Annotated in this window: 18 protein-coding genes; 10 read left to right on the plus strand and 8 right to left on the minus strand. The window is 61.8% G+C overall.

The features are described from left to right. Positions 1–40 precede the first annotated feature (40 nt). From CQ12_RS39320 to CQ12_RS39330, 3 genes are all read right to left on the minus strand, one after another. On the minus strand, positions 41–976 hold the full coding sequence (locus tag CQ12_RS39320; protein WP_057840587.1) for an ABC transporter permease: 936 nt from the start codon (positions 974–976) through the stop codon (positions 41–43). A 60-nt stretch (positions 977–1,036) separates the two neighbouring features. After that, the gene (locus CQ12_RS39325; RefSeq protein ID WP_157088765.1) at positions 1,037–2,632 is read right to left on the minus strand and encodes an ABC transporter substrate-binding protein; all 1,596 of its coding nucleotides are present in this window, start codon (positions 2,630–2,632) and stop codon (positions 1,037–1,039) included. Positions 2,633–2,764: 132 nt separating this feature from the next. Further along, the gene (locus tag CQ12_RS39330; protein WP_057840588.1) at positions 2,765–3,811 is read right to left on the minus strand and encodes a CobW family GTP-binding protein; all 1,047 of its coding nucleotides are present in this window, start codon (positions 3,809–3,811) and stop codon (positions 2,765–2,767) included. Positions 3,812–3,927: 116 nt separating this feature from the next. Between CQ12_RS39330 and CQ12_RS39335 the strand changes: the two genes are divergently transcribed. The 4 genes from CQ12_RS39335 to CQ12_RS39355 all read left to right on the plus strand — a co-directional run bounded on the left by CQ12_RS39335 (position 3,928) and on the right by CQ12_RS39355 (position 8,562). Continuing rightward, positions 3,928–5,037 carry a cyclase family protein gene (locus CQ12_RS39335; protein ID WP_057840589.1) on the plus strand — a complete coding sequence of 370 codons (1,110 nt, stop codon included), beginning with the start codon at positions 3,928–3,930 and terminating at the stop codon, positions 5,035–5,037. A 561-nt stretch (positions 5,038–5,598) separates the two neighbouring features. Continuing rightward, the gene (locus tag CQ12_RS39345) at positions 5,599–7,338 is read left to right on the plus strand and encodes a pyrroloquinoline quinone-dependent dehydrogenase (RefSeq protein ID WP_057840615.1); all 1,740 of its coding nucleotides are present in this window, start codon (positions 5,599–5,601) and stop codon (positions 7,336–7,338) included. Positions 7,339–7,403: 65 nt separating this feature from the next. After that, positions 7,404–7,763: a c-type cytochrome gene (locus tag CQ12_RS44695; RefSeq protein ID WP_157088766.1), complete on the plus strand. Its 360-nt coding sequence runs from the start codon at positions 7,404–7,406 to the stop codon at positions 7,761–7,763. Next, positions 7,756–8,562, plus strand: coding sequence for a substrate-binding periplasmic protein (locus CQ12_RS39355; RefSeq protein WP_063799887.1), 807 nt, complete (start codon positions 7,756–7,758; stop codon positions 8,560–8,562). Before CQ12_RS44695 ends, CQ12_RS39355 begins: the two co-directional genes overlap by 8 nt. Positions 8,563–8,638: 76 nt before the next feature. On the opposite strand, the gene CQ12_RS39360 is transcribed toward CQ12_RS39355, so the two are convergent. Beyond that, positions 8,639–9,880, minus strand: coding sequence for a serine hydrolase domain-containing protein (locus tag CQ12_RS39360; protein WP_057840593.1), 1,242 nt, complete (start codon positions 9,878–9,880; stop codon positions 8,639–8,641). A gap of 353 nt (positions 9,881–10,233) precedes the next feature. Between CQ12_RS39360 and CQ12_RS39365 the strand changes: the two genes are divergently transcribed. Further along, on the plus strand, positions 10,234–11,232 hold the full coding sequence (locus tag CQ12_RS39365) for an aldo/keto reductase (RefSeq protein WP_083519679.1): 999 nt from the start codon (positions 10,234–10,236) through the stop codon (positions 11,230–11,232). Between the two features lie 114 nt (positions 11,233–11,346). Then, on the plus strand, positions 11,347–11,538 hold the full coding sequence (locus tag CQ12_RS44700; protein ID WP_157088767.1) for a hypothetical protein: 192 nt from the start codon (positions 11,347–11,349) through the stop codon (positions 11,536–11,538). 593 nt (positions 11,539–12,131) lie between these two features. Here the strand turns inward: CQ12_RS44700 and CQ12_RS39370 are convergent. From CQ12_RS39370 to CQ12_RS39380, 3 genes are all read right to left on the minus strand, one after another. After that, positions 12,132–12,974 (minus strand): SMP-30/gluconolactonase/LRE family protein, encoded by an 843-nt coding sequence (locus CQ12_RS39370; protein ID WP_057840595.1) that lies wholly within the window; start codon positions 12,972–12,974, stop codon positions 12,132–12,134. Positions 12,975–12,976: 2 nt separating this feature from the next. After that, positions 12,977–13,945, minus strand: coding sequence for a zinc-binding dehydrogenase (locus tag CQ12_RS39375; protein WP_057840596.1), 969 nt, complete (start codon positions 13,943–13,945; stop codon positions 12,977–12,979). Positions 13,946–14,011: 66 nt separating this feature from the next. Next, positions 14,012–15,007 carry an NAD(P)H-dependent flavin oxidoreductase gene (locus CQ12_RS39380; RefSeq protein WP_057840597.1) on the minus strand — a complete coding sequence of 332 codons (996 nt, stop codon included), beginning with the start codon at positions 15,005–15,007 and terminating at the stop codon, positions 14,012–14,014. 307 nt (positions 15,008–15,314) lie between these two features. Here CQ12_RS39380 and CQ12_RS39385 point away from each other — a divergent pair, with 307 nt between their 5' ends. Then, positions 15,315–15,773: an energy transducer TonB family protein gene (locus tag CQ12_RS39385; protein ID WP_245310342.1), complete on the plus strand. Its 459-nt coding sequence runs from the start codon at positions 15,315–15,317 to the stop codon at positions 15,771–15,773. Positions 15,774–16,110: 337 nt separating this feature from the next. Continuing rightward, positions 16,111–16,812 carry an SdiA-regulated/phytase-like domain-containing protein gene (locus tag CQ12_RS44705; protein WP_157088768.1) on the plus strand — a complete coding sequence of 234 codons (702 nt, stop codon included), beginning with the start codon at positions 16,111–16,113 and terminating at the stop codon, positions 16,810–16,812. Between the two features lie 250 nt (positions 16,813–17,062). On the opposite strand, the gene CQ12_RS39400 is transcribed toward CQ12_RS44705, so the two are convergent. After that, positions 17,063–18,640 carry a winged helix-turn-helix domain-containing tetratricopeptide repeat protein gene (locus CQ12_RS39400; protein ID WP_057840601.1) on the minus strand — a complete coding sequence of 526 codons (1,578 nt, stop codon included), beginning with the start codon at positions 18,638–18,640 and terminating at the stop codon, positions 17,063–17,065. A 161-nt stretch (positions 18,641–18,801) separates the two neighbouring features. Between CQ12_RS39400 and CQ12_RS39405 the strand changes: the two genes are divergently transcribed. Both CQ12_RS39405 and CQ12_RS47855 read left to right on the plus strand, forming a co-directional pair. Beyond that, on the plus strand, positions 18,802–19,011 hold the full coding sequence (locus tag CQ12_RS39405; RefSeq protein WP_057840602.1) for a DUF1127 domain-containing protein: 210 nt from the start codon (positions 18,802–18,804) through the stop codon (positions 19,009–19,011). A gap of 126 nt (positions 19,012–19,137) precedes the next feature. Then, the gene (locus CQ12_RS47855; RefSeq protein ID WP_083519682.1) at positions 19,138–19,479 is read left to right on the plus strand and encodes a cupin domain-containing protein; all 342 of its coding nucleotides are present in this window, start codon (positions 19,138–19,140) and stop codon (positions 19,477–19,479) included. The last annotated feature ends 84 nt before the right edge of the window (positions 19,480–19,563 follow it).

The raw sequence follows: 19,563 nt of genomic DNA on the forward strand, positions 1-19,563 counted from the left end.
TCAGTCAATCGCGCGCAGGCATGATAACGCCGACCACCGCTCATGCGTATCTGATCCTGGGATCGATCACGCCATAGAGCACGTCAATCAACATGTTGATCGCGAGAAAGAACAGCACCACGACGAAAATGGAGCCCTGGACGGCAGGAATGTCGCGTTGCAGCACGCTGTCGACGAGCAGCGAACCGATGCCCGGCCAGGAGAACAATTTCTCGACCACGACCGCCTGTCCCATCAAGGCGCCGAATTGCAGGCCGATCGTCGTGAGAATGATGACGAGGGCATTGCGCATGATATGCCACTTCACGACCCGGGTCTCGCTCATGCCCTTCGATCGCGCCGTCCGGACGAAATCCGCGGTCATGATCTCGAGAACCGCGGCGCGCGTCGTCCGTGCCAGCAGCGCCATCGGCGAGACACCGAGTGTGACGGCGGGCAGGATCAGATATTTGAGCCCCCCGTCGCCATAGCCAAAACTCGGCAGCCAGCCGAGTTTCAACGCAAACAGGTACATCAGCAGCAGCCCCAGCCAGAATTTGGCCATCGAAAGGCCGGACACCGCCAGGACCATCGAGATCGTGTCGACGATGCTGCCCGGTTTCAGCGCTGCGACGAAGCCGAGCGGGACGCCGATCACAATCGCAAACGTCATGGCGGCAAATATCAATTGCAGCGTTGGCCACATCCGTTTGGCGAGCATGGTCGTGACCGGCTCGCGCGTACGGAACGACGTCCCCAGATCGCCTGTCGCGAGCTTGGCAATGTAGGCGCCGAAGCGGACGTAGACGGGATCGTCGAGGCCGAGCTGTTTTTTCATGCGCTCCACGACCTGCGGGTCCGCCGGACCCCGGCCGTCATCGTTCATGCTCGATACGATGCTGCCCGGAACGACGCTGAACAGCACAAAGATCATCAGCACGACGGCCAGTACGGTCGGAATGGTTTGCAGGGTTCGACGGATCAGGAAGGCGAGCATGGGAACTGTTCCTCCCTCCCGCCATCGTTGTTTGCGATGGCGGGAGGGTGAGCGCGCATGTCACTTCGCGGGCGAGGTTTCATCGACCCAGAGATCTTCGACGTTTTGATGGGTCAGTTCCGTCGCGTTCAACTGAATCCCCTTGAGCCACGGCTGCACCGCCATGACCGCCTTGTTGTAGTTGAAGAACCAGACCGGCGCTTCGTCATAGAGCAGGGCATTGGCTTTTTGCAGCAGCTGGTTACGCTTGGTGGCGTCGTCGGTCTGCCCGGCCTCATCGATCAACTTGTCGAAGCCCGCGTTCTTGAAGGTCGTGTAGTTGCAGGCCGATTGCGGTGTCGATGAGTAGAAGCATTTCAGCGCCGCCGCGGGATCCGGGCCTGTCGCCATGGAATAGACATAGGCCTGGAAGTCGCCCTTCTTGATTGCGTCCGCCAGCACCGCGGTCTCGACCTGCTTGACCTTCACCTTGATGCCCACGCGGTCCAGCATCGGGATAATGGCCTCGACGATCGGCAGGCCCCAGCTTTCATTCTGACTGGTCGTCCATTCGAATTCAAAGCCGGTGGGATAGCCGGCGTCGCTAAGCAACTGCTTTGCTTTCGCAGGATCGAAGGCGTAGGGCTTCATCGTCTTGTCGTGGAGTGGCGAAGTCGTGGTCAGAGGCAGCCAGCTCGTGGCGCGATAGGCCTTGTTCTTGACCAGCTTGCTGATGATCAGGTCGGTATCGATCGCGTGGTTAATCGCCTGCCGGACCCGCTTGTCGGCGAACGGCTTGAATGCCGGGTTCATCCCCATGTGACGGGTGAAGACCTCCGCGACTTCAGCGATGGTGCCCTTGAGGTTAGGGTCGGCCTGATAGGCGACATACTGCGCCGGCCCGAGCACCGAAGTGTCGATTTCCTTGTTGCGGAAGGCGACGTCGCGCGCCGCGGCTTCGCCCATGATCGAGACGACGATCTTGTCGGCATACGGCTTGCCTGGCTTGTAGAACCTGTCCCACCGCTCCATGACGACGCGCGATCCCGGCACATGCTCGACAAACTTGAAGGGACCGAGGCCGATCGGTTTCTGGATGAAGCCTTCCTTGGCGCCCTCATCGGCGGGATAGACCGAGGTCAGCGCGGTGAAGAAATAGAAACCTGGATCGACTTTCTCGGTCAGTTTCATTTCGAGCGTGAAGTCGTCGATCTTCTTCAAGCCAGAGATTTCCTTGGCCTGACCCTTCTCGACCTCGGCCGCGCCCTCGATCACGCGGACAAAACGCGTGCCGGGAAAGGCCTTGGTGCCGTCCATGATGCGGTTGAAGCTCCAGATGACGTCGTCAGCCGTCATCTTGCGGCCGTGGTGGAAATAAGCATCGTCGCGCAGCTTGAAGGTATGAACAAGACCGCCACCTGAGACTGTGACCTCCTTGGCAAGCTCCGGAACTGGCTTGCCCTCCGCGGAGTCCCAAATGTAGAGCGACCGATGCAGACCCTTGGCGACGATCTCATCCTGGGCGCGCTGTGTCGTATGAATGTCCATGCTGGTGAAACTCGAGCCATAGGGCGCCGTCATGCGAATGGTTCCGCCCTTGCGCGGGGTCTGGGCCTCCGCCGTGACGGAGAGTGCCAGTCCCAAACCAGCCACGATCGCAATCTTCCTGAGCATCATCTTCTCCCCAACAGTACACGCGTATTCCGATCAGCGAGTTGACCACTCGCAGCATGTCGAGCGCAAGATCGTTGATGGCGATCGGACCAATACTTGGGCAACGTCAACGCGAGGGCTGGGACGGCCATGGAATCACGCGGCTTCGCGGCCTGCCTGCCACAGCGCGAGCACCTCTTCGCGCGCGATGCCGCGGGTAATGAACACGATGCGCGAGCGGCGGTCGGCGTCGGGCCATTCGGCGAGCGCCACCGGTGGGTGGAAGACATGGTGGACGCCGTGGATGACGATCGGCGACTGTTCCCCGCGGAGATTGAGAATGCCTTTGACCCGCAGCAGGTCTTCTCCGCGCGCGCTGCGAAGATAAGCGAGCCATTGCGAAACGGCCATCCAGTCGAGCGGTTCGTCGAACTCGAGCATGAAGCTGGTGATCGATGTATCGTGGCTGTGATGGGCATGATCGTGGTGCTCGTGCGCCGGCTCGCCAGATCCTGCGAACGCCTGCTCGTTGAGCCAGCGCCCGACGTCGACCGCTTTCTTCTCGGGATCGACCAGGCCGGCACCGAATAGCCCCGCCGGATCGATCTCGCCGTGCATGACGCTGTCGATCCTGGCGCCGGGGTTCAGCCGACGCAGACGCTGATACAATGCGGCAGTGTTGCTGACCAAATCAGATTTGGTAATCAGCAGCCGGTCGGCAAGCGCCACCTGCTTCACGGCTTCGTATTGATGGTCGAGCTGATGAACGGCATTGGCGGCATCCACCGTCGTCAAGACGGTATCGAGCCGCAGGAAATGCGAGACCAATGGGTTGTTCAGCAGGAGCTGTACGATCGGGGCAGGGTCTGCCAGACCCGTGGTCTCGACGAGAATACGGCGAAATGGCGGCACCTCGCCGCGATCGCGTTTCACCAGGAGTGCGCGCAGCGTCTCCTCGAGGTCGCTGCGGATTGTGCAGCAAATACAACCGCTCGCGAGCACGGCCACCTCGCCATCGACGCGCTCGACGAGGAGATGGTCGAGACTGACTTCCCCGTATTCATTGATAACGACGGCGCTGTCCTTCACGGCATCGTGGCGCAGCAAGCGATTGAGAAGGGTGGTCTTGCCGCTGCCGAGAAAGCCCGTGATCAGCGATACCGGCAGCCGCTCGGCTGACTTGTCGTTCTCGAACAGGCTCATCGGCGCCCTCGTTTCAATCGTCTTATTTTTGTCGCTGGACAGCAGCCTAGCGGAGGAGGAGCATGCCGAAAATAAATTTTTAAGCCCAGCTTCTGGGCACAACCTGGGAGGCAACGATGGACGATGACGTCAGGGGCCAAGAGCAGCAGCAGGAGCAGAAAGGCGGGATGGTAGAAACCGATCGCCGCACCTTGCTACGCACAGCCGGCCTGGCCGGCGCTGCGGGAGCGGCGTTCGCGGGTGCGATGCATGGCAAGTTTTCACTCGCGCCGGTCACCGCAGCGCAGGCACAGACCGCTACCTCCATGCCCAAGGGAGTCGATAAGGCATGGTGGCCCTCAAAATGGGGCAAGGACGACGAGGCCGGCGCATCCAACCACATTACGCCAGCGAAGGTGCTCGACGCCGCGAAATGGATCAAGGACGGCAAGATCTACAAGATCGGCCGCGTCTACGAGCAGGGCATGCCGCTGTTCGGCGCGCGGGCGTTCTCGCTGCGCATTCCCGGTGGTCCGACCGGCGGCCCGTTCGGCGACAACAAGCTCGTGTATCATGACGAGTTTCTCGCCACCGAGATCGGCCAGACCGGCACGCAGTTCGATGGTCTCGGCCACATCGGCATCCAGATGGGCAAGGATGGCGACAAGAGCGAGATGCGGTTCTACAACGGCTTCACCTCCCAGGAGATCAGCGACGCCTACGGTCTGAAGAAGCTCGGCACCGAGAAGCTCAAGCCACTCTTCACCCGCGCGCATCTGATTGACATGGTCGGGCTCAAGGGCGGGATGATGGACGCCGGTCAGGAGATCACCTCAGCCGATATCAAGGCGGCGCTGCAGAAGCAGAACATCGCCGAGAGTGACGTCAAGCCGGGCGACGCGATCATGTTCCATACCGGCTGGGGCTCGCTGTGGATGAAGAACAATGACCGCTACAACAGCGGAGAGCCGGGCATCGGCCTCGACGCCGCCAAATGGGTGATCGAGAAGGATCTCGCGCTGACCGCGGCGGACACCTGGGCGGTCGAAGTGGTCCCCAATCCCGACAAGTCGCTCGCCTTTGCGGTCCATTCCGAGCTGCAGACCAAGCACGGTATCCTCAACCACGAGAACCTGATCTTCGACGAGCTGATCGCCGACAGGAAGTACCAGTTCGTCTATTGCTTCACGCCGGCTCCCATCAAGGGCGCCACGGGAAGCAACGGCTGCCCGATCGCGATCACTTGACGAAGTCGCATTGGCGTGGGCGGATGGACCGCCCACGCCGGTGCGCCGGGCTCCCGCAAGGCGCGGCCCCGATGAGCGCAATTGCACTCGCGCAGTGATGACAGGGCTCCGGCGCAATTCCGCCGTTGCATCTCGAATAAAGAGGGCGGACTACGTTTCCCCTTCGCGCCGGCGGACCAGACGCCAACCCATCCTGCGCTGAAGGTTGCCGCAACCGAACGGACGCTCCACAAAAAAACAACAATCCGGTCAACTAATGGCGTCGGCATTGAGGAACGTGTCATGGTGCACCGCACCGACATCGCCAAGGGCAGCTTGGGGCAGGCCAGCTCCGGCGATCATCGCTTGCGCCGCGCGCTCCTCGAAAACACTCCTTCGCCCGAACCTCCGCCGGCCTCTCACCCAGTGACGAAGCGCCGCCGTCTCCGCACGACGGTCGTTCCGCCGGTCCACGCCATCTACCTCGAAACGCCTGACCCTATGAGGAATTGACGCAAGAACATCCTGCAAGGGTCGTGACGAAAAATTCGGCCCACCAAGCAAACCAAGGGGAGGATGCAGATGACTTTCCATGAACGATATCTCGTTGGCTGCGCCGCGCTGGCGGTGGCAGCTCTGGTCACTGTCCCGCCGGCGCACGCTCAGGCGCCGACGCAGCCTCAAGACGCGGCCCTGAATGCCGAGGCGGCCCAGAACGATTGGCCGACCTATCACGGCACCTACAAGTCCTACCATTACAGCGGCCTTGACCAGATCAACGCCGGCAACGTCAAGAATCTCGAAGTTGCCTGGATGCATTTTCCGGAGCGCGCCACCCGCGGCATTCAGTCAACGCCGCTGGCCCTCGACGGCGTGCTGTACTATTCGGGCTCCTACAGCCGCATCTGGGCGCTGGACGGCGCCACCGGCAAGACCATCTGGTCCTACGCACCGGAGCTCGACGAGGAGCTGGTCTCCAAGCAGACGCACTCGCCGTACAACCGGGGCATCGCCATCGGGCACGGCAATCTCTATGTCGGCACGGTCGATGGCCGTCTGATCGCGCTCGATCTGAAGACCGGCAAGCCGGTATGGGACACCAAGCTGCTGGATTCCAAGAAGATGACCGTCGGCTTCACCGGCGCGCCGCTGGTTGTGAAGGACAAGGTGATCATCGGCGCCCAGGGCGGTGAATGGCCCCATCGCGGACCGATCTTCGGCGTGGAGGGCAAGACCGGAGCGAAGAAATGGGAATTCTTCACGGTCGCCGGTACCGAAGAGGCGATGAAGACCTGGGGTGGCGACTCCTGGCGGACCGGTGGCGGCGGCGGCTGGATGCCCGGAACCTATGACCCCGAAAACAATGCGGTGTGGTGGGGCACTGCCAACCCGGCGCCGCTCTACGACTGGGCTGGCTCGGACTGGAAGAAGAGCGGACCGCGGCCGGGTGAGAATCTGTACACGACATCGGTCATCGCGCTCGATCCCGATACCGGCAAGCTCAAGTTCTACCATCAGGAGCTGCCGCACGATGCCTGGGACTTCGACTCTTCCGTCGGCGAATTCGTCATGATCGACCGTGGCGGCAAGAAGCTCGTGGTGCATGCCAACAAGGGCGGACACATCTTCGTCTACGATCGTGCCAACGCCAAGATCGAGAACGTCTGGCAGTTGGTAAAGAACATCAACTTCGTCAAGAGCATCGATCCGAAGACCGGCGAACTTATTGGTCGCCGCGACCTTTCGGAAGGCAAGGTCGATCCGCCGCTGTGCCCGGCGATTGCCGGGGGCATCAGCTGGAACTCCGGCGCCTATAGCCCCAAGACCGGGCTGTTCTACCGGATCGGGCAGGAGTGGTGCATGGAGCTGACCGTCGAGAAGAGCACGCCGGTCCTGGAGCCGATGGCACAGCTCAACATCGGCGCCACGTTCAAGTTTATCCCGCCTCCGGACGGACCGGCCCGTGGCCATCTCAGCGGCCGCGATCCTGTCACCGGCGCCAAGAAGTGGGAGGTGACCTACAAGTACCCGCCGCTCGCCAGCGTTCTCGCCACCGCGGGCAATCTGGTATTCGTGCCCGACGCCGAAGGTATCGTGCGCGCCTACAATGCGGAAACCGGCGAAGAGCTTTGGTCTCGCAACAACGGCATGGGACATAACGCCGGCATCATCAGCTACATGGCCGGTGGCAAGCAGTACATCGCCGTACCCGCAGGCTGGGGCAGCCTGGTGGCCGACGAGTTTGTCGCCCTCTATGGCGAGCCCTTCAAGAGCATGTCGAAGAATACCGGGGCGTTGGTCGTCTTCGCGCTCAGACAATGACGATGGCGAGGGCGGCAGGGATTGGTTTCTCCCTGCCGCCCTTGTCGGCTGATACGGATGCTTGAATGCGAATATCGCTTGTAACTGTGGCTTCCCTGGCCATCATCTGGCCATGGCTGTCGACCGCCGCGTTTGCCCAACAGTCCACCCCGGCTGGCTCGACGAGTCCGCCGGCGCAAGCCGAGGCCTCACCGAACGGAATCGATGGCCGGAAAATGTTCTCAAGCACCTGCGGCTTTTGTCACCAGGATGGCGGCCGCCATGCCGGCCGGGGTCCGAAGCTGTCGAAGTCCGAGAAAAGCGATGAATACATTGTCGAGCGTATCAGGAAGGGAAAAACGGGGTCCATGCCTGCGTATGGTGCGGTGTTCAATGAGGCCCAGATAGGTGCACTCCTGGCCTACATTCGAGGGCTGGATGACTAGGGTGCTTTCTGCTGCATGGAAGGTGCGAATTCGCCTCATCAGATGCGCGGCAAGCCTGTTGCTGCTGATATTCTGGAACGCATCGGCCGATGCCCGCTCGCTGGAAGCCGTCATCGAGCGCGGCGCGTTGACACTCTGCGCCAGTCCCAACGCGCTGCCGTTTGCAAGCAAGTCCGGACCGGTCCCTGGATTTCAGGTCGAACTCGGTGAGAAGATTGCGGAGCAGCTCGGCGTCAAGCTGACCCGGGAGTGGGTGGTCAGTGCAGTCCAGTATCGCCGCGCCGATTGCGACCTCGTGCTCGACGTCATCGCCCGCAAGGACACGCCGCCCGCGGGCGGTGTGCAGGTGTCGCGTCCCTATCATCGCAGCGGCGTCGTGCTCGCGGTGCGCAGCGATTCACCGGCGTCGTCGCTGGCAAGTCTCGGTTCCGATCAGCGGGTCGGGGTGCCGGTCGGCTCGCTGGTCTCCATGACGTTGGCCAAGGGCGGCGCCACCACGTCGCCGTTCGTGTACGAGGACGATATTGTCGTAGCATTGGCCAATCGCGAGATCGAGGCGGCCGCCGTCACACCGATGACGGTCGGCTGGTTCAACCTGCAGCATGCCGACAAGCCGTTGCGCCTGATCCCGGCGTTCGACAACGATCAGGATCTGAACTGGAATATTGCGGCCGGGCTGCTTCGTCCCGACGACAGACTGCGAGCGCGGGTCGATGCGGCGATCGAGGCGTTGCTGGCAGATGGCACCATCGCACGGATCTATGCGCGCTACGGCATCGCGCTGCGACCTCCGCAGTAAGGCGCGGTATCGCCGCGCCAGCCATGATGCGCTCCTGTCCGGCCGGTATGACCCCAGCCAGACATGGGCAAGCCTTCTACCGCTCAGCGTTCACGAGCTGATACGCGCCGCGCTCGAAGGTGTCGTAGACGGCCAGCGCCCTGGCGTCGGCGAACGGCAAATACTGCATCATGATCACGCCGGCGATGCCGCGCGCGGGGTCGATCCAGAAGAAGGTGTTGTTGATGCCGCCCCAGCTCAGGCTGCCGGGCGAGCGCTTGCCTTGCACCTGGTCTGATGTGATGAGGAAGCCGAGCCCCCATTTGTCGCGGCCGTCGGCGATGAAGGTGAAGTCGGCGCTGCGCGGCAGTGCGGATTTCAGCGCGGGGACCGAGACCGCGCCGATGTGGTTCTGGCCCATCAGCGCCACCGTCTCGGCCTTGAGCACGCGCGCGCCGTCAAGCTCGCCACCATTGAGCAGCATGCGGACGAAGCGCCCGTAATCCTCGGCGGTGGAGGCGAGGCCGCCGCCGCCGATCGGGGAAGCAATGGTAAGTCCGAGCTGCGGTTTCTGCAGCTTGATGGCGCCGTCCATGCGTTCGCCGGCGCGCTGCTGTTGCGCGACGAGGCGCGGCCCCCTGGCCTCCGGCACGTTGTAGGAGGTGTCATCCATCTTGAGCGGGGCGAAGATGTGCTGACGGAAGTAGTTTTCGAGTTTCTGGCCGGATACCACCTCGACCAGCTTGCCGACGACGTCGGTCGAGGTGCTGTAGTGCCAGCGGTCGCCCGGATCGAACAGCAGCGGTCCGCCGAACGGATAGGTTTCGCCGGCGCTCGGCTTGAAATCGCGCCAGATCGTGCTGGTGAAGGGATAGGCGAGGCCAGACGTGTGCGTCAGGAACTGCCGGACGGTCGGCGGTTTCGATGCCGGGCGGAGCTGGTAGGCGCCGGTCGCGGCGTCGAACGAGGCAAAGACTTTCAGTCCCGCAAGCTCCGGCAGGTATTTTTCCGCCGGGTCATCGAGACCGATGCGGCCTTGCTCGACGAGTTGCATCAAGGCGACCGACGTCACCGGCTTGGTCATCGAGGCGATACGAAAGATCGCGTCTGACGCGAGCGGGCGCCCGGTCTCGACATCGGCGACGCCGAAGGCGCTGCGATAAAGCACGCGCTCGCGGTCCGTGATCAGCGCCACCACGCCCGGCACGTCCTTGCGTTCGACCGCGGCGTGCAGGCCGGCGTCGAGGGCCGCGCTCCCTGCCGAATTCTGCGCGCTCGCCGCGCCGTTCAACGCCGCAGCGCCAATGCTCAAGATCATTCCAACGGCCTTTCGATTCATAAAAGCCTCCCTGTTGCGCTTAAGCCCGGGTCTCGCCCGTGCAGCTCTCCCGAGGCTGATTTTTCTTGTTCGACGCCGGCGCAATACAATAACGGCGACAGGGATGCGGCGCCGCATCGGCCTGTCGCGGCGGGACGCTAGCATTTGTCCTTGATCGAGTCTCGCGTTGCTGGCGCGACGACGGCATGTGCCCATCGCGTTTTCCGCTTTCGATGGGAGAGTGGGCACAGGCCCAGCGCCTGCGGCGTAGGGCGGATCAGCTTTCGTTGGTCCGCGCTACGTCCTGAACATCCGGGGTTGAGCAACGGCCGCTCATCCCTGCATAATCTCCCGCTCAGCCGGAGGAAACACCAATGCAAATGCGGACCTTTGGGCGGACGGGAATGCAGCTCTCGGTGCTCGGCTTCGGCTGCGGTGCGGTGGGGGGATTGATGGTGCGCGGCGATGCGGCCGATCAGGAGCGGACCGTTGCGCGAGCGATTGCCGCCGGCGTCAATTACTTCGACACCGCAGTGCTATATGGTGATGGCGAATCCGAAAAGAACCTTGGTCGCATTTTGCAGAGGCTGAAGCCGGCTGGTGTGGTCGTCGGCACCAAGGTGCGGCTGCCGCCCGGCGATCGTGGCCGCATCGATGAGGCGGTGAGCGCATCGCTCGAAGGCAGCCTTTCGCGGCTGCGGCTCGAACGGGTCGACATCCTTCATCTGCATAATCCGATCACCATGCAGGGCGGCGGGCCGGCGTTGAGCGTGCGGCAGGTGCTCGACGACGTCGTGCCGGCGTTCGAGCGACTGCGGCAGCAAGGCAAGATCCGGTTTCTCGGCATCACGGCGCTCGGCGATACCGCAGCGCTGCATCAGGTAATCGATGCCCGCGTATTCGACAGCGCGCAGGTCGTCTACAACATGCTCAACCCATCGGCCGCGGACGAATTGCCGCAAAACTATCCGGCGCAGGATTATGGACGGTTGTTCGACCACACAAAGGCCGCAGGCGTCGGCGTCGTCGGCATCCGCGTGCTGGCCGGCGGCGCGCTGTCGGGCTCGGCCGAGCGTCACCCGATCGCGGGCGCCGCGCCGGAGCCGATCGGCTCTGCGTTGAGCTACGATGCCGATATCGATCGCGCGCGCCGGCTGCTGCCGCTGCTCGAGGAGGGCTTCGCCGCCAGCCTCACCGAAGCCGCGACGCGCTTTGCGCTGTCGCACCCGGCGATGGGCACGATCCTCGTCGGCATGGCGACGCCGCAACAATTCGAGGACGCGCTTGCCGCGGCGGAAAAAGGCCCATTGGCGCAAGCGGCGCTCGATCGGCTGACCGAGCTGCGGCAGGCGTTTTCGGGCGAGGTGCGATGATGGGCGAGTTACGCCTATCACGTCAAACGAGATGGCGGATTACGCTTCTCGCTAATCCATCCATGATCGGAATGTCGAGTTCGAGAAGGATCACGTTCCAGGCGGTCGCGGTCCTTGAAACTGAATTCCGCACTTCTTTTGGATGCTTGCTTGCTCTATAGCGACCATTTGCCCCTTCATCTGGGCGAGTTCCGCCGCGGTTTGCTTATCTCCGCCAACGAAAAAAGCAGCCGGCCAAAAAATTACGACGGCCGCCGCGGTCGCGAGACCATCTTTGCTGCGTTGCTGATCTTGAGCGCCGGATAGCGTGGCGGCGCGCTGTGAAACGCCCTGAGCCTCAAGGGCGAGCTGCTGACATGTGTACTGCTGATACGCGACAGGTGAAACGTAAGCTGGCGCTATTTCTGCCGAGCTTGACGCGCATCCAGCCAGCGCGGCACCAAGTGCCACGATTCCCAATTTTCGCATTTCTGAGTCCCCCTGACCGGCATGCACTCAAGCGCAGCCGAAGGGTGAGGGCAAGCATAACGCGTTCCGTAAAAATACTGCTTGCGCGAGAGACGACTGAGAGGCGACGTTGGAACGATTTTCTTCCGCCCCACGATCAGCGGCACGTCGTCGATGCTTGGGATGGGTTGGGCCCTTCGAAACCCATCAGCATCATAACTGCGAATGATGGGTGTCGCTTTACGACTGCGCGTCGTTGTTCCAGTACAGGGAAAGTCGGACGACCGTCATTGCGAGGAGCGAAAGCGATGAAGCAATCTATCTCTCCGCACTCGCCGATAGATGGATTGCTTCGCTAAGCTCGCAATGACAGTGTTGACGCAGCAGGCGCCCATTTCAGTCATGGCGGCGTTGCTGTCACGATCCCGACCGACTCGGACATTGGCACCGCATCAGGGATAACCGGCGCCCGCAACGTCGACATCGACCACGTCGATCCGCGCGGACGATTTGCGTTGCCGAAGTTCTTCGTAGGAGGTGGCTGCACTTAGGCAGAACAGCGTCTTCCGCTCAGGGCCGCCGAGGACGCAGGCAAGCGCGCGGCGGCCGGGGACTTCGATGCGCTGCAATTCGCACCCCTCGGCGTCGAGGCGAATGAAGGCGTCTTCTTCGAATGCTGCGACCCAGACCGCGCCGTCGTGGTCGAGGCAGATGCCGTCGGGAGATTTCATGCTGCCGAAGCGGGCACGAAACTTCAGGTCGCCGTTCGGCGCAATGTCGTAATCGGCAAGGCAGCCGCCGTCCATCTCGGCGACGACGAGGCGGCTGTGATCGGCCGAGACCGCGATGCCGTTGGGAAACCGCAAGCCTTCGGCGACGACACGGGTCGCGCCGTCGGGCATCACCAGAAGGATGCGGCCGGGAGCGCCGCGGTCGGGTGGCGGCGGCAGATCGAAGCCGAGATCGCCGACATAGGCGCGCCCCAGCCCATCGACGATCATGTCGTCGATGGTGCCGGTCGCGATCCCTGACAGGTCGGCGTAAAGCGACAGCGTGCCGTTGCGATAGGCCAGGAGGCGCTTGCGGAACATCGTCAGCACGATCACCGTGCCATCCGGCAGCACGCCGAGGCCGCAGGGCGTGTCGTCGTCGAGTTTCGCGTGCTGCTCGCACTCGCCTGACAGCGAGAGGCTGAGCAGCGTCCGCTCCATGCAGTCGACGAACCAGAGCCGGTCTTGATGCCAGCGCGGGCCTTCGTAGTAACGGCCGCCGTCGAGCACGCAGCGCAGCGTCATTGCTACAGCGTCACCACGATCTTGCCGAGGTGCTTGTTGGCTTCCATGTGCTCGAACGCCTTGCCGATCTCGGCGAAGGGGTAGACCTTGTCGATCGGCAGTTGCAGTTTTCGCGACTCCACAGCCGGCCAGATGTCTTTCCGGACCTCGTCAAAAATCTCGCGGATTTCCTCGATGGTGCGGGTGCGGAAGGTGACGCCGATATAGTTGATGCGGCGGGCGGCGTGGAGGTCGAAATTGAAATCGGCGTGGGTGCCGCCGAGCCGGCCGACATTGACGATGCGGCCCTTGACCCTGGTGGCCTTCAGATTCTGGTTCGCGACCGGACCTGAGACCTGATCGACGATCAGGTCGACGCCTTCACCGCCGGTGGCTTGCAACACCTGATCGACCCAGCCGGGATCCTTGGAATCCACGGCGAGGTCGGCGCCGAATTCCGTCAGGCGGCCGCGGCGCATCGCGTCCGTCGAGGAGCCGATCACGAGTTTTGCGCCTTTGAATTTTGCGATCTGCATCGCCATCAGGCCAACGCCGGAGCTGGCGCCCTGGATCAGCACGCTCTGGCCCGCCTGCAGCGCGCCGTTGGTGACGACCGCATTGTGCATGGTGGTGATTGCGACGGGGAGGGTGCAGGCCTCCTCGAAATTCATGTTCGAGGGTGCGCGGAACAGCCGGCGGTGGTCGGCCAGCGTATACTCGGCAAACGCGGCTGCGCCCGAGCCCATGATCTTGTCGCCGACCTTGACGCCCTTCGCGTCAGGACCAAGCTCGGCGACTTCGCCCGCCCATTCCATGCCGAGCACGGTGCCGACGCCGCCGGCCGCGCCATGTACGTGGCCCTTGGTCATGCCGAGGTCGGCGCGGTTGAGGCCGCAGGCCTGGACCTTGACCAACACCTGCGTGCCCTTCGGCGTGGGTTTTGCGACGTCAGTGATTTCGGCGCCGTTGGCGCCGTAGATATAGGCTTTCATGGGCTCTTCTCTGTTGTTGAGCGAACAGACCGGCTATTCGGCGGTCTCTCTTCTCGCAAACGCCGCCTATTCGGCGGCCTGCCGCTGCGCGCCCGAAAGCATGCCTTCGAACCGGCTGCGGATGATCGCTTCTGCATCGCGCATGATGCGCGACACCAGTTCGGCGCAGGTTGGGATATCGTGGATCAGGCCCTGGACCTGGCCGGCCGACCAGATGCCTTCATCGGCATCGCCGGTCGCATAGACCATCTTGCCGCGGGCGCCGGCGACGAGCTCGCGGACGTCCTCGAACTTGGCGCCTTCCTTCTCCATCGCCACCACCTTGGTCGAGATCGTGTTCTTGGCGACGCGGGAGGTATTGCGCATGGTGCGGAAAATCAGCTCGGTCTCGCGCTCGTCATTTGCGACGATGCGCTCCTTCACGAGCTGATGGATCGGGCTCTCCCTGGTGCACATGAAGCGCGTGCCCATGTTGATGCCCTCGGCGCCGAGCGCCAGGGCAGCGACCAGGCCGCGGCCGTCGCCGAAGCCGCCGGAGGCGATCATCGGGATCTTGACCTTGTCGGCGGCGGCCGGGATCAGGATCAGGCCGGGCGTGTCGTCCTCGCCGGGATGGCCGGCGCACTCGAAGCCGTCGATCGAGATCGCATCGACGCCCATCCGTTCCGCCGACAGCGCGTGGCGGACGCTGGTGCATTTGTGGATCACCTTGATGCCGTGCTTCTTGAATTCGGTGACGTGGTCCTGCGGCTTGTTGCCGGCGGTTTCCACGATCTTGATGCCGGCCTCGATGATGGCCTGGCGGTATTCGGCGTAAGGCGGCGGCTTGATCGCGGGGAGGATGGTGAGGTTGACGCCGAACGGCTTGTCGGTCAGGTCACGGCAGCGCGCGATTTCGCGTGTCAGGTCTTCCGGCGTCGGCTGCGTCAGCGCGGTGATCAGCCCGAGCGCGCCGGCATTGGCGACGGCGGCGACCAGCTCGGCGCGGCCGACCCACTGCATGCCGCCCTGAACGATCGGGTGCTCGACGCCGACGAGCTCGGTGAATCGCGTCTTGATCATGTCTGCCCTCTGTTTCCTCGGCCCGGCCGCAAGCGCCCGCGGACGTCATGTTGTGAGATGTCGATGGTCAGGATGCCGCCACCTCCCGCAAAAGTCTACGGGGACGGGCGATGGCCAAGGCAACGCCAGCATGCAAAAGCGGAGACTTGTTTCCGCAGGGCGAAACATTCCGCCGGCCCGGAGGATGTCACCCCGGATAGCTCCGCGCCAGGCATCGATGTTTGTTCCGGAACGGAGTAACGGGTAGTTATAACCGAGTTCAACCGTTTCGCGAGCGATGTCGCCTAAGATGCAATAAATTCCTTTGTTGGCGGGCCTGTTCGGATTGCTATTGGCCTCGGAGAGCCCCTCATATGCGCAGACGAATGGTCCTGACGGCCAGACGAACGCCGTCGAAGTCTGGAAGAAGAAGATTGCAAGCCAGCTGGCGAGCAAGAGAGCGTTTCCGCCCGGGGCGATCGGTCAAAGCGGTACGGCCAAGGTCAAGTTTGCCATTGATCGGCAGGGTAAGCTGATTTCCAGAGCGCTAGTGGAAAGCAGCGGCTCCGAGTTGCTGGATGCGGCGGCGCTCACGATGGTTGAGCGAGCCGAGCCATTTCCGGAGCCGCCCGCGGAGGTGAAGGACGAGGAAATCAGCTTTACGGTGCCTGTTTTCTTTGCCGTCAGGAAACAGCTACCTTGGGCTGGCGGACAATGGCCAGCAGAGTGGGTCGAGGACCAGGCCAAGGTGGACGCTAAAATTCGCGGCATCTGTCGTGGCTGCTGACCTATAGTCGAAATGACGCGAATGACCCGAAGCCGACGTAGCGACGTCTTGCGTATCGCCTCTCTCAGAAGGTGATACGATCTGTCGTGTCGACAGAGATTTCAGGCCCATGGCAAGAAACGGTAAGTCGCACGATAACCGACTTGAAGTGTGCCGCGTCGTGGACGTGCCTCTTCGGGAGACTTCCGGTATTTGCGTCCTTCGCAGCCGGAACGGTCGAAGATCTCTGGTCGCGGTTGGCGACAGCGTCTCGAAGGTCGCGTGGTTTGCCTTGTCGCGTGACGATAGCCGCCCAATCCGTTGGCGCAAGCAGAGCATCGCGAACCTTCGAGGTTCGATGCTTCCCAAACATGATGCCCAGATCGAAGCTGTCTGCGCTGACGGCCTCGGGCGCATGCTGCTGCTTCAAGAAACGCCACCGCGTGCGGAACTCGTCGACACCAAGGCATCGAAGGTCGTTGCGTCATTCGATCTTGTCGTGGAAGGGCGTAGCAAGATTGCACGAGCGTGGTCCGACCCGAAGGGATCGCGAGGTGAAGGAGTCGTGTTTTTGCCCAGCGGGAATTTGCTTGTCGTCAAGGAAAAGAAGCCGGCGGCTTTCATTGAGTTTGGCCCGCCACATTCGCGGTCGAGGGGCTTGGTTCGCGGCGGAGCATTGGCCGAAGGTCGGTCGTGGCCGGTCAGAAAGGGCCATCACCGGTTCGTCGCTCTCGCAGTATGGCTTCCAGACAAGAAGTTAGCAAAAACTTGCGCCGACTTCAGTGACCTCGAAATAGGTCCGGACGGCTGCGTTTACCTGCTCAGTGACAAATCCTCTACAATTGTGCGGCTCGATGATCTTCCGGCGGGCGGCGGCACCGCTGCGTTGCTTGATTGTTGGCGACTGGGCGATCTGGAAGGAAAGCCGGAAGGCCTGGCGTTCACTGCTCAAGGTCGTGCCATTGTCGCGCTTGATACGCGAAAGGCGCGCCGAAATCTCGTTCTGCTGGAGCCAGCGATTGCACATCGGCGACCGCCAGCAATGCAGATGGATTCATGATGATGGCGGTCGAATTGCCAGCAGGCAACATCGTCACGGCTGTGCCGAAGGTCCGGCGGTGGCCCTTTTCAGGCAGGACGAACCGATGGGTAATGTCCGTTCTCGTGGGTAGAACGGAAGTGGCGCAGACCGGCTGCTACTTCGCCTTTTGACCCCTAGCTGACGTGGGAACGGCCATTCGGATATAAGCTTTGGAGGCCAAGCGGACCTCGGATCGGATGGCGCCGCATGCTTGCTTGTGAAGCGGTCATTAGCTGTCGGGCACCCCTGCCAAGCGCATGCCCTCACAGATGCGCTTCCGTCCGGCCAGGTAAGCTGGATTGTCGCTCAGTCGTGTTGCAAGCACGCGCCGGAGAGTAAATTTCGGGTCGAGCGCAAGGCCTGCCTTCGCTGCGGCCCGCGCTTCATCGAGAGCACCGAGCAGACCAAGGGCAGCAGATAGTGCAAAATGGCCGAAGGCGCGGTTACGGTTCGCTTCAATGCTTCGCCGTAGCCAATCGGCGGCTTCGGCATCTGCGCAGAGCTGAAGTTTGGCGACCCCCACGACGGACAGCCACGCGGCAGCGCCGCTGTCACGGGGAGACAGACGGAGAGCATTGAGTATATGGCCTTCGGTTTCCGCAGGCCGACCCAAGTAGTACTTCGCTAGCCCGATTGAACTGTGCGCGTAGGCGTCATTGCGGTTAAGTCGCAATGCCTGTTCGCACTCCGCGATCCCCTGGACGGCGCGGTTGGTATAAATGCAGACGCCACCTAAGATCATGTGAGCGGATGAGCTATCGGGCGCTATCGACAACGCCTCGATCACCCTTTTTTCAGCAGACGAAAAGCACGCGATGCGATCATCGGCCAGCAGATTGGAAGCCATTTGAAAGTCGCTTACCGCAATGCCGAGTAGCGCTCCGACACTCCGGGGATCGATGAGTAACGCACGTTCGAAAAAGCTGCGCGCCTGGATCAGCTGATTGGCGGTAGTCGCCTCATTCAGACATGCTCGGCCCTGAAAACATAGATCCGTGGCGTCGGGACGCATCGACCTCTCTGCCCGACGCGCTTCCACAGCTATGAGCTTGGCTGTCAGCGCGTTCGCGAGCTGCGCAACGATCTCGTCTTGCAGGTCGAACAAGTTGGAGACGGGTTTATCAAAGCGGTCAGCCCATAGATGCGTACCGGATTCTGCGTCGATTAGCTGCACGTTGACTCGGAGTCTGCTGTCACGGCGCTGCACTGAGCCTTCAAGCACATACCTGACGTTTAGCTCTCGACCAACCTGCTTCAGATTGGCTGCCTTGCCCCTGTAGGTGAATGCGGTGTGTCGACCGATAACGAATGAACCACTGATGCGCGACAAGTCGGTGGTCAAGCTCTCCGTTACACCATCGACGAAGTAGTCTTGCTCGGAATCGCTGCTTAGGTTGGCGAACGGCAACACCACAATGGATAGACGTGGTGACGACGACCTTGGCGTCATGTCTTCGTCATGCACCACCCAGCCAACCGGCTCATCTGTGGATGTATTGACCTCCTGCGCTGCGCCGACGAAGCGAAAGCCTTTGCGGGGCATCGTCTTTATGAAGCGCTGCTCGTCACCAGAGTCGCCGATGGCGACCCTAACGGCATTTAGCCGGGTTGTCAGCGCCGCATCTGATACGATGCGCCCATTCCAAACCGCGCTGATGAGATCGTCTTTGCTGACGACGCGACCCCTGTGCTTTATCAAATAGTGGAGGAGATCGAAGACCTGCGGTGTAATGGGAACGAGCTTCGCTCCGCGATGAAGCTCGCGGCGGTCTGTGTCCAACGCATATTCCTCGAAGAAATAGCGCAAGTCACCATTCCCCAGGGCTCGCTCCCTCGATGCCCGAGAGCGCGGGAGCAGTCGCCCGGCAAGAATAAGGTTTCGGTAACAAAAATGTAAGCCTCCAGTTAAGCGTGCTGGCGCGACTTGCGACACCTTTTGCAGGCGAGACAGTCCATCGAGGGCATCCCATGACCACGATCAACGCGATTACCGAGGTAGGACCGGCAACGGCAAAGCCTCAGTTTTACAGTTCGTTCGAGAAGTATTGGAATGCATTTCTGGAGTGGCGCCAGCGTGATAGGCTTCGTGCCCAATTGTGTCACCTCACGGACAAAGAGCTTGCGGACATCGGTATCACGCGCGGTGAGATCGATTGCGTTGCGTGGCACCGAGATTAGACCTGCGAAGCATTTTATCGGTCAGCTGGATACCTGCTACCTGCAGTGGTCCGCGCAAGCGCGAGAGCGGTCGACTTGGCGAGTTAGCCTGAAGTTAGTAAGCAAAACACCTGTGGGAGAACGGCAATGGATCCCGTGACAAATCTTCGTCCACCCAGCGAGCGCACTTACGGGTTAGAACATGTAGCAGTTGGAGCAGACGTGCGAGTGTCAGTTTTGAGCCTTAAGGGCGATGAGTGCGTCGCCTGGCACTGGCATAGCCACATAAGCGATATTTTCTTTTGTCTCGAAGGTGCGGCTATTGTCGAAACTCACAATCCAGGCAACTCTGTGCTCGTCAAGGTGGGTGACCGCTATGACGTCCCCCCGGGAGTTCCGCATCAGGTTGCGCCGCTAAACGGAAAAAAGTGTCGGCTCATCCTGGTGCAGGGTGTTGGTGAAGCGGATTTCCATCTGGGGCGGCCATAACGTCCAATCCCGGCAGCTATGTTTGCTATTGATGCTGTGGACGGCTCCTCCACGGGCACGAGAGTGCCAAGACATGGGCGCCGT

The sequence above is a fragment of the Bradyrhizobium jicamae genome, assembly GCF_001440395.1.
Classification (GTDB): domain Bacteria; phylum Pseudomonadota; class Alphaproteobacteria; order Rhizobiales; family Xanthobacteraceae; genus Bradyrhizobium; species Bradyrhizobium jicamae.